Genomic DNA, 13,619 nt, shown 5'->3' on the forward strand with positions numbered 1-13,619 from the left:
CAAAAACAGTTCGAAAAAAAGCCTCCCTTGCCGGGAGGCGTAAAATCTGGAATAAAACTAACGTGACTCAGACTGACGCCGCCGCGACGCGTCGATACCCAATTGCTTCAACTTGCGATACAAATGAGTACGTTCCAGGCCGGTGCGCTCGGAAACGCGAGTCATGCTGTGATTTTCGCGGCCCAGATGGTACTCAAAATAAATTCGTTCGAATTCGTCGCGTGCCTCACGCAAAGGCTGATCCAGCGGAATGCTGCTAAGCTGAAGCTGATGCGGGTCAAGCTCTAAAGCGGGCGCCGCATTTGTGACCAAATCAGAGACGTCGGCTTGCCCCCCTCCGCCTGCCGGCATCGGCGCAGAAGCGGTCGTGGCTGCAGGCACCGATGCCGCTTTTGCCACAACAGGCCTTGCCAATGCGGCAGAAATCGTTTTCAGCAATTTCTGCAACGTGATGGGCTTTTCCAGAAAATCAACTGCGCCGATTCGCGTCGCCTCAACCGCGGTATCGACCGTGGCATGACCACTCATCATAATCACCGGCATATCCAGCAAGCCTTGCGACCCCCATTCACGCAGCAAACTGACGCCATCCGTGTCTGGCATCCAGATATCCAGCAGGACCAGGTCGGGACGCTTACGCGCACGAGCGGCACGCGCCTCTGCCGCGTTCTCTGCCAACTCAACCGTATGCCCTTCATCGTAGAGAATCTCGGACAACAGTTCGCGAATACCTACCTCGTCATCAACCACCAGTATTCTGGCCATAAAACTTCACCTATATTTTTTCGGCATTATCGTACCCTTGCGCCGCTTCGTCCAGCGCAGCAGGCGTATCCGCCAATCGTGCAAACAAAATCGATACCCGCGCCCCGCCTTCTCGACGATTGGAGACATCAATGCGACCGCCATGTTCCTCGATGATTTTCTTGACAATCGCCAACCCCAAACCCGTACCCGATGATTTGGTGGTGACGTACGGCTCAAAAACCCGATTCAAAACCTGTTGCTCGAAGCCTGGCCCTGAGTCGGACACCGTAAGGCGCACTGCTTTGGACCCTGTCCCTGTTTCATCCGTTCGTGAATACGTTAATTTGGTTTGAACACGAATTTTAGCCTCAGGATCATCAACCAGGGCAATGGCATCGCGCGCATTGGCCAACAGATTATGAATCACCTGACGCAATTGCGTTGGATCACCCTCAATACCCGGCAACCCCAACTCCAGCTCCGCTTCAATTCTGACATGTCGCGGATCATCACGCAAAGCGCCGACGCTCGGATCCCAACCATAAAGCGTTAACACTTCAGACACCAGCGCATTGAGGTCAAGCATTTGCATCTGAGCCGGTGGTGTTCGCGCGTACTCCCGAAAATCGTCAACCATTTTCTTGAGCGAAGCAACCTGATTAACAATTGTATTGGTCGAACGCTCCAGCATGGCCGCATCCGTTTCACCAAGACGCGGTGCCAGCTTCATGGCTAAACGTTCAGCCGACAACTGAATAGGCGTCAGCGGATTCTTGATTTCATGCGCCAGACGTCGTGCAACCTCGCCCCAGGCAACCGTGCGATTGGCGGATATCACCTCGGTAATGTCATCGAACACAACCAGATACCCGTTTCCACGCCCATCAATCGACAAATGCGTCCCTCGCGCAAGCAGGGTGACCACATCATGACGTGATTCGTGGTTGGAAGCCCCCTCGATTTCAAGCTCGAACTGTTGCTGCCAATATGGCTTTTCGGACTCAACCGCTGCGTGAGCAGCAAACGCATCACGAATCAACTGCGACAATTTAAAAGCCCCGTCCACGGTTTCCAAAGGACGCCCTTTCACCGAGCGCAAATCGACACGCAAAATAGACTGCGCACCCTGATTGAACAAGGTCACCCGGAACCCTTCATCGAATACCAATACGCCCGACGACAAATGACTCAGAATGGACTCAAGGTAGACATTTGAACGCTCGAGCTGATGGCGGTTTCTTTCCACCATTTGACGCGCCTCATCCAACTGCCGCGTCATGGCGTTGAAAGAGCGCGTTAATTGTCCTACTTCGTCGCGCTCAGGCGGCTCGGGCAGTGGACGGTAATCCCCCACACCCACAGCCTGGGTTCCCGCCGCCAGGCGCAGCAATGGCCGCACCAAACGACGCGAAACGCCCAGCGCAACAACAATGGCGGCGAATACCGCCAACACCAGCGCCAGCGTAAGCGTAATGCCATATAACTTACGCAAACCCAAGCGCGATAAGGCGAGCTCCTGATAATCACGAAAACCTTGCTGGACCTGGTCGGCATTACGCGCAATCTGCTCCGGCACCGGCTGAACAAACTGCAACCATCGCACATCAGGCGCGACACCCAACGCTGCGGAACCGCGATCGATACGCGTAATGGGTACCACCACCCGCAAAAACAACCCCGTATGCCGGTCATTACCCAGTACAGAGGCATCGTTCATATCTTCAGACTCGGCGGCTGCGTAAGATCGGGCAACGCGCAACTGACTTAACACGTGAGGTGAAGGCCCGTCGGGAATCAACTTGCCGTAATCGGATGTTGAAAAGGCGACCAATCGACCACTGCCGGAAAAGATCATCGCCTCGGCCACACCAGCTTCCTCACGCAAGCGCGACACTAACAAAGTCATGTCGGCGTCGTTTAGGTCGTGCAACTGACGGGCGACCCCCTGGGCCTTTGTTTCAAGCTCTTGCAACTGCTGGTCCAACACAACCCGCGCCAGACTCAAGCCCGACTCCAGCGCACTATCGACCCGTACGTTGAACCACGATTCGATTGAGCGCGACATGAACTGCACAGACAAAACATAAATCAGTGCCCCCGGCAGGACACCAATTAACGCGAATGACAAGGCAAAACGCGCCGTTAAACGGGCGCCAAACTGTCGACGTCGAATTTGCCGTATTAATCTGACAGCCAACACTAGAACCCAAAACACCAGGCTCAGAGCGAATATGCCATTAAGCGCCAGCAATAGGTCGTAATATTGTGCATAACGGGTTGCGTTACCCGTTGACCACGCCAAGAGACCGAGCAACGCCAACGCGCTGATCACAGCGACAACCAGCGCTACACGCGCGACCCATCTCACGGCTTTTGAACCGGCGGGGAGATTGAGAAACGAAAGTCTTTCCATGGTGTCATGACTGACCAGGCACTGCTGTTAAATGCGTCCACGCGCACAGGTCGGGGCAATCGGGAGGTATCCAGACGCAAACGAATCCGCCCTTCATACTCTTCATCGGGATCAAACAAATCGGTGCTGCCAACGGCCCAGCCCCTAATATGTTTTACAAACGACAAGGCATCATCAAACGTATCTTCAGGCAAAGTTAAATCACCTACGCTAACCCGCCACTGCTGGGTTAACACGTTATACGACAATCTCCAGGAGCGTTGCTCGTCGACTAACACTTTGTCGAACCACCACCAGCGACTCGAGACGATTTCAAGATCGGCGGTGAAATAAAGCGGCACCCCTTTTTCAGCCGCATTGCGCAACTCACCAGTTACCTCAATGTCTGCATTTGCATCAATGTAAAGCCGGCCATCGCGCACGATGGGTTCAACACTGACAAATTGCGTTGACTGAGCAAATACAGCCCCAACCGACACCATGAAGGCGACGATGATAAAAAGCAGGGGCCGATGAAATAGTGCGATCATAAAAGCAGTATTGTTGACGACTCACACGCGCTTGGCAAACAGGGCGAAGAAAAAACCATCGTATAACCCTTTGAGACCGTCGTACGGCTCGGGAAGCAACTGCCCCGGCGATGGCAGCAATTGGGCGTCTGAATGGGTACCCTGAAAGTGGTCGGCCTGCAATACACCCTCTTCGGGAAATACTGAACACGTTACGTAAAGCATCCGCCCCCCGGGTTTAACGGTTGTCCATAATGCGTCAAGTATGCTTGCTTGTAAAGACACTGTCCGGGCAATGTCGGCTTCTCGACGCAACCAGCGAATGTCAGGATGACGCCGCACAACGCCGGATGCAGTGCAGGGAACGTCGGCCAAGACCCGGTCAAAATGGCGGCCATCCCACCAAGCATCTAAATTTGCGGCATCGGCACGCTGCAGAGTAACCTGCTCAGACATGAGCGACAAACGATCCAGATTTGCGCCGACTCGGGCCAGACGATTTTCATCAACATCAAGCGCGCATAAATTCACATCAGCCAACTCCAGAATATGTGCTGTTTTCCCGCCCGGGGCGGCACAGGCATCCAACACCCGCATGCCGTGTTGGGCGCCTAACAAAACGGCCGCCCGCTGAGCAGCGGCATCCTGAACCGAAAAAAGCCCACTGCTGAAACCGGGCACTTGCTCAACCGGCCTGGGCGTTTCCAACAACACCGCCGCGCCTTCGATAACGCGCGCACTCAAACCGGCTTGCTCCAGTTTTCCTACAAATGCATCCGGTGCAATCTTGCGTGCGTTCACTCTTAACATCATGGGGGCCGGAACATTCGCCGCCTCGAGAACCGATTGCCACGCTTCGGGGTAGGCTTTACGCAACCGCCTGATCCACCAATTAGGATAATTCCAGCGCGCCTGAGGGTCATTCGACACCGCATTTCGAACCACGTCCCGCTCGCGGCCGTAACGCCGCAAAACACCATTGAGCAATGCTTTAAACGGTTGTAAACGACGCTGCGACGACACCGCATTCACAGCTTGATTGACAACAGTATGTGGGTCATACACCGGCCAGTGATCAGGAATCGCTTGCCCTTTTTTACGTGCGTCCTGCGCCGCCATCGACGTTTCAAGCAGGCCAATTGAAACCAATAACAAAGCGTGGAACAAGGCGTCTGGAGGCGTTCGGTTAACCATATGCCCACCAACTGCCTGCGCCAACCCCAACTGACGCATACTGTGATAAGCCAGTGCCTGCGCGGCCGCACGCCGGTCTCCCGACGTTTGTGCCAGACTTTCAGTTAACGACTGACCCGCCATAACCGCTTGCACATTTCGGGCGGCAGCCATAATTAAATCGGACAAGGGAAGTGAAGATGAGTCGGACACGCGAAGCAAACCTGGTTTAGTTATGTGTTAAGCAATTTAGCCTCTATTATCACCGCCATTCGCAGTTCCCGCGCCGTCGCAGTAAAATCTCTTTTTTTGTCAAAGCCTTAACAGGCTTCAAGAGGTTTTTATGAATTCCCCCAAAGTCGGGTTCGTCAGCCTGGGGTGCCCCAAGGCGCTGGTCGACTCCGAACGCATTCTTACTCAATTGCGCACCGAAGGCTACGCAATCACGCCCGATTACGACAACGCCGATGTCGTGGTGGTGAACACCTGCGGATTTATCGATAGCGCCAAAGCAGAGTCTCTCGACGCCATCGGTGAGGCAATCGCAGAGAATGGAAAGGTCATTGTGACAGGCTGCATGGGCGTTGAAGAGTCCGTTATTCGGCAAGTACACCCGGCCGTTCTGGCGGTCACCGGCCCCCAGCAATACGAGCAAGTGGTACAGGCTGTCCATGAAGCCGCACCGCCGAATATCGAGCACGACCCTTATCTCGACCTTGTGCCTCCTCAAGGCATCAAATTAACGCCGCGTCACTACGCTTACCTGAAAATTTCAGAAGGCTGCAACCACCGCTGCAGCTTCTGTATTATCCCCTCGTTGCGCGGGGACTTGGTCAGCCGCCCTATTGGCGACGTACTCAGCGAAGCCAAGCGCCTGGCCGATGCCGGCGTTAAAGAGCTCCTGGTTATTTCGCAAGACACCAGTGCCTACGGCGCCGACATGAAGTTTCGTACCGGTTTCTGGGACGGGCGCCCCATAAAAACCCACATGACCCAGCTTTGCGAGGCACTGGCGGAATTCGGCATCTGGGTGCGTCTGCATTATGTTTACCCCTATCCGCACGTGAATGAAATCATCCCACTCATGGCGCAGGGAAAAATTCTGCCTTACCTGGACATCCCATTCCAACACGCCAGCCCACGCGTTCTTAAATTAATGAAACGCCCCGCTTTCGACGACAAGACACTGGCTCGGATTCGTGAGTGGCGTCAAATATGCCCGGAACTCACAATACGCTCAACTTTTATCGTCGGGTTCCCCGGCGAAACGGAAGAGGATTTCGAGTATTTACTTAATTGGATGACCGAGGCCCAACTGGATCGCGTGGGCTGTTTCCAATACTCACCGGTAGAGGGTGCGAAAGCCAACGAACTGCCCGACCTGGTTCCAGACGAAATCAAGCAAGACCGTTGGGAACGCTTTATGGCTCACCAACAGGCTATTTCCACGGAACGCCTGAAACAAAAAGTCGGCAAGGAAATTGATGTGCTGATCGACGAGATGGAAGAGGAAGGCGCCATTGGAAGGTCGAGCGCCGATGCCCCGGAAATCGACGGGAATGTGTATGTCACCACCGATCGCACCTTAAAGGCCGGTGAAATTGTCAGAGTACGCATAACCGACTCCGACGAGTACGACCTATACGCCGAAACGCTGTAACAAAGCCCGTTGGGTTAAGGCCGCCAGCCCTGAATAAAGTGGCCGGCGGCCTGACGCTTGCCACCCGGCTTTTGAAGCTCCAGCAAGCGCAAAACACCGTCTGCGGTGGCTAAATCGATACCCTGCTCTGTTGCCGCAACAAGCGCTCCGGGCTTGCCGGGTGTATCCGATACAGGCAACGCCTGCGCGGACCACACTTTCACCACATCAGCCAAGCCCGGCAAGCGTACCGTTGCACCTGGAAACGGGTTAAACGCACGTACACGACGCGCGAGCTGCGAGGCGGGTAATGACAGGTCAAGCACCGCTTCTGCTTTGGAAAGTTTCGCCGCATACGTCACCCCCTCGTCGGGTTGGGGCGTAGCCTGCAGGCTTCCATCTTGTAAATCGTTCAGCGCCGCCACAATAGCCTTGCCTCCCAACACGGCAAGATCATCGTGCAGGCCGGCAGCGGTGTGGTCATTACGAATGGGAATAGGCCAAACAGACAACATATCGCCGGTATCCAGACCTTCATCCATCTGCATAATGGTAATGCCGGTTTGCGCGTCACCGGCTTCGATAGCGCGTTGAATCGGCGCGGCACCTCGCCAACGCGGCAACAAACTGGCATGAATATTCAAACAACCGAATGGCGGTAAACCAAGCACCCATTTGGGCAGGATAAGACCGTAGGCGGCCACTACGATGACATCGGAATTGGCGGCCTGTAAAGCCGCCTGCGCTTGCGCAGCCTGGTCGCCATACTTGCCGTCAAGCCGAAGACTGTGCGGCTGCAAAACCGGAATACCGGCCTCGAGTGCGCACTGCTTCACAGGACTCGGCGTTAATTTCATTCCCCGGCCCGAGGGGCGGTCGGGCTGCGTGAGCACAAGCGGCACTGAATGGCCTGCCTGCAAGATAGCCTGCAGGGCGGAACGGGCAAATTCCGGCGTACCGGCGAACACCACTCGCATAACGGTCAGGCCTTCAACGCTTCACGTTCTTGCTTGCGTAGTTTTGTCTTGATTCTATTCAGCTTCAACGACGAAAGATACTCAACAAAGACCTTGCCCTGCAAATGATCGAGTTCGTGTTGAACACAAACCGCCAGCAAACCGTCGGCGTCGAACTCATACACCTCACCTTTTTCATTCAACGCTTTGACATGAATGCGCTCGGCACGCTCGACTTTGTCGTAAATTCCGGGCACCGACAGGCAACCCTCTTCATAAACCTGAATTTCCTCGCTTTTCCAGGTAATTTCCGGGTTGATCAATACCTTAAGATCATTGCCTTCCTCGGACACGTCGATTACCACGACACGCTCATGGACGTCGACCTGAGTGGCGGCCAGCCCTACCCCCGGCGCGTCGTACATCGTTTCCGCCATGTCTGTCACCAGTCGGCGAATGCGGTCGTCGACTTTTTCCACCGGCTTGGCAACCTTGTGCAAGCGCGGATCGGGATAATGAAGTATGGGTAATAATGCCATGGTTAAAACCTTTTCTTTACAGATTTTCATTATATCAACGAGCGCTCATGCCAACATGGATGATTGCAGCACGCCCGCCTGCACACCGCTTGCGCGATATGGCACACTTGCGCCATGCCGATGAATCTCTCTTCCGACGAAACCGCCGCCTGGGTTCGACTTACCCTTGAGCCCGACCTGGGCCCGGCGCAAGCACGCCTATTGCTCTCAGTTTATGGGCTGCCGCAAGATATTTTCTCGCAATCAACCATGCAACTCATGAAGCATCTGGACACCAAATTGGCCAGCCGGCTTGCTCAAGAGCCGGATGCAATGTTGCAAAGCCGCATAGACGCCACTGTGCACTGGCTGTCCGCCGACAACCACCATCTGCTCACTCTGGCCGACCCAACGTACCCACCTCAATTATTGGAAATGCATGACCCACCTTTGGTGCTGTACGTTAACGGGCGCCCCGAATTACTTAGCCAACCTTCATTGGCCATTGTGGGCGCCCGCAGCGCAACACCGGCAGGTGAAACCAACGCACATGACTTCGCCCAATTTCTGGCCGAACACGGCTGGTGCATCGCCAGCGGCCTTGCGTCGGGCATTGACGCCGCCGCGCATCAAGGCGCACTGAAGGCAGGGCCCCAAGGCGCCGGCACCATTGCCGTACTTGCCACTGGAATCGACCTCGTTTACCCGGCACGCAACCGGAATTTGGCCCACTCTATTGCAGAACACGGCGCCCTGGTCTCCGAATTTCCACTCGGCCAAAAAGCCATGCCCTACCATTTTCCAAAACGCAACCGCATTGTTGCGGGCTTATCACACGGGGTGGTTGTCGTCGAAGCTGCGCTACAAAGCGGCTCGCTCATCACAGCCAGGCTCGCTTCCGAACTGGGGCGCGAAGTCTTTGCCATCCCCGGCTCTATTCACTCGCCGCTGTCAAAAGGCTGTCATGCCCTGATCCGCCAAGGCGCAAAGCTGGTGGAATCGGGCGAACATATCCTTGAAGAGTTAAAACCCTCGGCCCACAACGGATCCACCACGACTCAAACACGCACAAAAACCAAAGCGCAACACCGGGGTAATAGGAAGAAAGCGCCGAACAATCAGACGCCGAAGGAACAGGGAAGTCTGATCGCGCCCTTGTTCGAAACAGCCACCCATCAGAAAGATATTGATGCGGTGCTGGAAGCCATGGGTTACGACCCGATTTCGTTCGACTTATTGCAACAACGTTGTCGAATCGCCGTTTCACTCCTTAGTCAAACCCTTTCCGTACTGGAGCTACAGGGGCACGTTGCACGCCTGCCCAGCGGGCAATATCAACGGCAACCGGCCTGACTGCGTTTCTTCGACGCGCTATGATTAGGTTTTAACATTCATTCAGAACAAACCATGCTGCCTCGTAATCGCCCAACCGCTGAAGAGCACGCGGCACTGATCCAGGAACTTCAACCCTTGCCAATCGAAGGCACCTCGTGGCCAGGCTGGATCAAAATTGCATCCTGGCTTATGTTGATTGTGATTGGTATCCAGTTTATTAGTACGGCCAAAAGCCCTGCCGGCCAGAACGTTAATCCTTATATCGCAGCCAGCGTTACGCTGTGTTATGCGGCACTTATTGTCATGGCGCGCTACATGACCACTTCACGTACCCGTATTACTGAAGAGGGTATCGAACAAAGCTGGATTACGCGCCGCGTCGTGAAATGGGAAGAAATTCAATTCGCAAAATTCATTCCCCTTATTTCATCCAAAAAGCTCATGTGCTTCACCGGACGTGGCCGCCCGTTTATCTTTCAGGGTGGCACCAAGGAATTACAGATCGCGTTCGCTCGAATCGCCCTGGTGTACAAGCGACAATAATTTTCGCAATCGCGTACAACCGGCCCAAAGCGATTACCGAATTGGCAACGGATACATTAACCCGCCATCAGTCCATAACGCATTCAAGCCGCGTGGAATCTTCAATGGACTATCCATGCCTACATTACGGGCATAGCTTTGTCCATAATTACCCACCTGGCGGATAATGTTATAGGCCCACTTTTCATCAAGCCCAAGGTTTGCACCGGCACCAGGCGTTACACCCAGCAGACGCTGTATACGCGGATTTGTGCTGCTTAAATGCGCCTCTACGTTGTCTGAAGTTACGCCTAATTCTTCAGCATTCAGCATCGCCATAAGCGACCATTTCACAACGTTCAACCACGTGTCATCACCCTGACGCACAAAAGGCCCCAATGGTTCTTTTGAAATTTGCTCGGGTAATACTTGGTAATCGTCCGGATTCTTAAGGCGGGAAACCCGAATGGATGCTAACCCTGCGGCATCAGTGGAAAACACATCGCAGCGGCCGGCGGCAAACGCATTCACCACCTCATTGAATTGTTCAATAACGACCGGTTTGTACGTAATGTTATTGGCCCGTGCCCAATCGGCCAACGTGTTTTCATTCGACGTGCCCGTTTGCAGGCAAATAGATGCGCCGTCCAGCGCTTTGGCGCTATTCACGCCAAAAGCTTTGGGAATCAAGAAACCCTGACCGTCGTAGAAACTGATGCCCGCGTGGATCGCACCCAAGGCAGTATCACGCTGTTGCGTAACCGAAGTATTACGCACCAAAACATCAATCTCGCCCGACTGTAAAGCCGTGAAGCGTTGTTGAGAATTAAGCGGAACAGCCTTGAATTTACTTGCATCGCCCAGCACAGCTGCTGCAATCGCCCGACACAAATCAATATCCAGACCTGCCCACTCGCCCTTGTCATTCGGCGCCGAAAAGCCGGCAAAGCCGGTGGTAACACCACAGTGCACGACATCGCGTTTCTTAACGACTTCAAGCGTGTCGGCCGAAGCCGTATTTACCAACAGAAACAGCAGCCCAATCAACGCGCTGCGGATGATGCATGGCAGCTTACCCAAAAAACCGTTCATTTTCTAACCCCGCTCACCAAACAATAAAGAACCAATCCGCACTTCAGTTGATCCTTCCTCAATCGCCCACTCGAAATCACCACTCATCCCCATCGACAGCCTTTGCACGGTATGGTGCCCTGCCTGAACAGCCTGATCGCGAAGCTCACGCAAAGTGCGAAAACACGACCGCACCGCAGCTTCATCGTCGGAATGAATGGCCAAGGTCATCAAACCTGCAGGTCGTAATGTTGGATAGTCCTTTAACTGTTCCAGAAAGCGCAATAATTCAGTTGGCTCCAGCCCGAACTTACTGGGCTCAGGCGACGTCTTGACCTGAATCAGAACACTTAAGGTTTTACCTAACTTAGTCAATCGTTTATCCAGCGCTTCTGCCAACGACAAACGATCAAGAGACTGCACCTCGCCCACGAGTTGCGCGGCATCTTTTGCTTTATTGGTTTGCAGATGCCCAATCAGAACCCATTCAATAGACAGATCTTCGAGCAACGGCGCTTTATCGCGAACCTCCTGTACACGATTCTCACCAAATCGATGCAGCCCCGCTGCGACGGCTTCGCGAACGATAGGGGCATCAAAAGTTTTACTCACCGGCAATAAAACGATTTCAGAAGGATTCCGCCCGCAACGTTGGCAAGCAGCGTTAATACGAGCCTGAATGCTGGAAAGACGTTCCTGAAAGGAGAAAGGCATAAATCAACTTACGATTGATACAGACCTTACGATTGTAGTGCATGCCGGTTGAGCACCGTTAAACGCTGGCCGTATCAAATCGGCTGGTCCATTCCAACTGCAATTGACTTTCGAACGCACGCGTTTCGCCGGTGAAAGGATCCTGAAACTGAATACGTCGCGCCAACAATTGCAAAGGCTTGCTGTAATCATGGTATGCGGGCTGTGGGGCCAGCGCAGGATAAAAAAGGTCGTTCACTATAGGAATACCCAAACCGGCCATATGCACACGCAGTTGATGTTTTCTGCCTGTGTGAGGCAAGAGACGATACCAACCTAGTGTGCCTTTCCTCTCAATTAACTCTACGCGGGTCTCACTGTTGGGCTCCCCCTCAACCTCATCCATCGTAAAGTGCCAGCTCCTTGTTTCCAGCCGACTACGCCGGATTAAAGGGAAAGAGAGCTGATCGCTGTAGCCCGCAACGGCTTCATATACTTTGCTGACCTCACGATTCTGAAAAAGCTGCTGGTAGGCGCCACGGCACGCCGGATCAATGCACAACATCATCACGCCGGCGGTTTCCCGATCGAGGCGATGCAAAGGACTTAAATCGGGCAAGGCCAACTCATGCCGTAAACGCGTGAGCGCCGTTTCCCGTAAGTAGCGACCGCCCGGAATACTGGCCAGAAAATGCGGCTTATCTATAACCAGCAATTTTTCATCACGGTGCAAAACCTGTAACTGAAAAGGAACAGGGGTTTCCGGAGGAACATCACGGTAATACCAAAGCCAGCGACGGGGTTGATAAGGCGCATCAGCCGTTTGTCGCTTCCCCTGCTCATCGACAATCTCACCCCGAATCAAGCGCTCATAGATAACTTTTGGATCGGTGTACTGAAACCGCTGCACCAAAAAATCGTACAAGGTGGGCCAAGGCCCCGGTTGCAGATACACCCTGCTGGGCGCCACGCCGTTTTTCACGGGCAAAGGCGCCGAAGCCATCAATTTCGCGCTTTTAGAACTCATAATCTGGTTATGTATCGTACTGTTGCAAGGGCACAACCTATATCCGGCCCTAACCCTTTTAATACAGAAAAATGACGAAAAACAATTTAAAAACCTTTTAACGGATGATAACGTGAACCAACGTCAGGAGCCTGCGCTCGTGCGTCCCCATTCATACACACCGTATCCACCAGGAGCATCCCGACATGAAAAACCTGCTACGCATAACAGCATTGCTCGGTATCTTTGTCTCGCCCGCGGTATTTGCACAGGCTCAGAATTTTGAAGGGTTCAATGCACAAATATCAACAGGCTACCAACACAACAGCATTGATCTATCCGGCGTAATAGAGCCAGGTTTTGCCGCACAAAACCTTTCCGACGGCAAAATGCCTTTGAACTTCGGCGTGGGCTACACACACGCCATGAACGAACGCTTTACGCTTGGCGCAATGCTCGAATACAACCCCTTGAAAATGGACACAGGCAGCGGCAACATCACGTTTAATGGAACGGCTCTCCCAGGCGCTGGATATAACGGCACACTTAAAAACCAGGTGTCTATTTCAATTATCCCCGGCTACGCCTTCAATGACACCACAATGGGTTATCTTAAGCTGGGCTGGATCCAGGCCAAAGCCACCATCCACCCAGAAGGCGATCCTTCAATCAGCGAAACGGCCAATGGCGTGTTGCTCGGTATCGGGGGCCGCCACTTATTCAACAAAAATGTATATGGGTTCGCAGAGGCCACTTACGCCTCATACGGAAGTGTGACAGCAGGCGCCAACGACTCCACCGACCCCGACGACACCTTCAAAATGAAGCCAAGTTCATATAGTTTTCTGGTCGGTGTGGGCGCAAGATTCTAACTTCAAATAGCCTTTATAGGTCCTCGCTAGAGGACTCTGGGCACAGCGTGCCGTTTTCGTTCTTCCAAAGTAAAACGCCCCAACATGTTTTGATGTTGGGGCGTTTTGGTATAAGAGCCTGACGATGACCTACTTTCACAGATGTACATCCACTATCATCGGCGC

At 53.6% G+C, this 13,619-nt stretch carries 13 protein-coding genes; 4 read left to right on the forward strand and 9 right to left on the reverse strand.

Annotated features, from left to right (window positions below):
* Positions 1-57: 57 nt before the first annotated feature.
* From CJO09_RS04935 to rsmB, 4 genes are read right to left on the reverse strand one after another with little or no spacing between them, the layout of a single operon-like run.
* On the reverse strand, positions 58-765 hold the full coding sequence (locus CJO09_RS04935; RefSeq protein ID WP_119441304.1) for a response regulator: 708 nt from the start codon (positions 763-765) through the stop codon (positions 58-60).
* Between the two features lie 10 nt (positions 766-775).
* Positions 776-3,160, reverse strand: a complete 2,385-nt coding sequence (locus CJO09_RS04940) for a sensor histidine kinase (protein ID WP_391523620.1) — start codon at positions 3,158-3,160, stop codon at positions 776-778.
* The gene (locus tag CJO09_RS04945) at positions 3,112-3,690 is read right to left on the reverse strand and encodes a DUF4390 domain-containing protein (RefSeq protein ID WP_119441306.1); all 579 of its coding nucleotides are present in this window, start codon (positions 3,688-3,690) and stop codon (positions 3,112-3,114) included. The genes CJO09_RS04940 and CJO09_RS04945 overlap by 49 nt, the downstream gene beginning before the upstream one ends.
* Positions 3,691-3,711: 21 nt before the next feature.
* Positions 3,712-5,016, reverse strand: a complete 1,305-nt coding sequence (gene rsmB, locus CJO09_RS04950) for a 16S rRNA (cytosine(967)-C(5))-methyltransferase RsmB (protein ID WP_119441390.1) — start codon at positions 5,014-5,016, stop codon at positions 3,712-3,714.
* Between the two features lie 169 nt (positions 5,017-5,185).
* Here rsmB and rimO point away from each other — a divergent pair, with 169 nt between their 5' ends.
* Positions 5,186-6,502, forward strand: a complete 1,317-nt coding sequence (gene rimO / locus CJO09_RS04955) for a 30S ribosomal protein S12 methylthiotransferase RimO (RefSeq protein ID WP_119441307.1) — start codon at positions 5,186-5,188, stop codon at positions 6,500-6,502.
* A gap of 14 nt (positions 6,503-6,516) precedes the next feature.
* On the opposite strand, the gene fmt is transcribed toward rimO, so the two are convergent.
* Together fmt and def are read right to left on the reverse strand one after the other, a co-directional pair.
* Positions 6,517-7,458, reverse strand: a complete 942-nt coding sequence (fmt, locus tag CJO09_RS04960) for a methionyl-tRNA formyltransferase (RefSeq protein ID WP_119441308.1) — start codon at positions 7,456-7,458, stop codon at positions 6,517-6,519.
* Positions 7,459-7,463: 5 nt separating this feature from the next.
* Positions 7,464-7,976, reverse strand: coding sequence for a peptide deformylase (gene def / locus CJO09_RS04965; RefSeq protein ID WP_119441391.1), 513 nt, complete (start codon positions 7,974-7,976; stop codon positions 7,464-7,466).
* Between the two features lie 114 nt (positions 7,977-8,090).
* Here def and dprA point away from each other — a divergent pair, with 114 nt between their 5' ends.
* Both dprA and CJO09_RS04975 read left to right on the forward strand, forming a co-directional pair.
* Positions 8,091-9,308, forward strand: coding sequence for a DNA-processing protein DprA (gene dprA, locus CJO09_RS04970; protein WP_119441309.1), 1,218 nt, complete (start codon positions 8,091-8,093; stop codon positions 9,306-9,308).
* A 54-nt stretch (positions 9,309-9,362) separates the two neighbouring features.
* Positions 9,363-9,833: a hypothetical protein gene (locus CJO09_RS04975; protein WP_119441310.1), complete on the forward strand. Its 471-nt coding sequence runs from the start codon at positions 9,363-9,365 to the stop codon at positions 9,831-9,833.
* A gap of 33 nt (positions 9,834-9,866) precedes the next feature.
* Here the strand turns inward: CJO09_RS04975 and CJO09_RS04980 are convergent, their stop codons facing one another.
* The 3 genes from CJO09_RS04980 to CJO09_RS04990 are packed head-to-tail and all read right to left on the reverse strand — an operon-like array spanning position 9,867 to position 12,603.
* Positions 9,867-10,904, reverse strand: a complete 1,038-nt coding sequence (locus tag CJO09_RS04980) for an amino acid ABC transporter substrate-binding protein (protein WP_119441311.1) — start codon at positions 10,902-10,904, stop codon at positions 9,867-9,869.
* Positions 10,905-10,907: 3 nt separating this feature from the next.
* The gene (locus CJO09_RS04985; RefSeq protein WP_119441312.1) at positions 10,908-11,597 is read right to left on the reverse strand and encodes a YggS family pyridoxal phosphate-dependent enzyme; all 690 of its coding nucleotides are present in this window, start codon (positions 11,595-11,597) and stop codon (positions 10,908-10,910) included.
* A gap of 58 nt (positions 11,598-11,655) precedes the next feature.
* Positions 11,656-12,603 carry a pseudouridine synthase gene (locus CJO09_RS04990; protein WP_245961219.1) on the reverse strand — a complete coding sequence of 316 codons (948 nt, stop codon included), beginning with the start codon at positions 12,601-12,603 and terminating at the stop codon, positions 11,656-11,658.
* 185 nt (positions 12,604-12,788) lie between these two features.
* Between CJO09_RS04990 and CJO09_RS04995 the strand changes: the two genes are divergently transcribed.
* A complete protein-coding gene (locus CJO09_RS04995; RefSeq protein ID WP_119441314.1) occupies positions 12,789-13,454 on the forward strand; it encodes an outer membrane protein in 666 nt (221 codons plus the stop codon).
* The last annotated feature ends 165 nt before the right edge of the window (positions 13,455-13,619 follow it).

Origin of the sequence: Neopusillimonas maritima (assembly GCF_003576595.1) — a bacterium.
Lineage (GTDB): Bacteria > Pseudomonadota > Gammaproteobacteria > Burkholderiales > Burkholderiaceae_B > Neopusillimonas > Neopusillimonas maritima.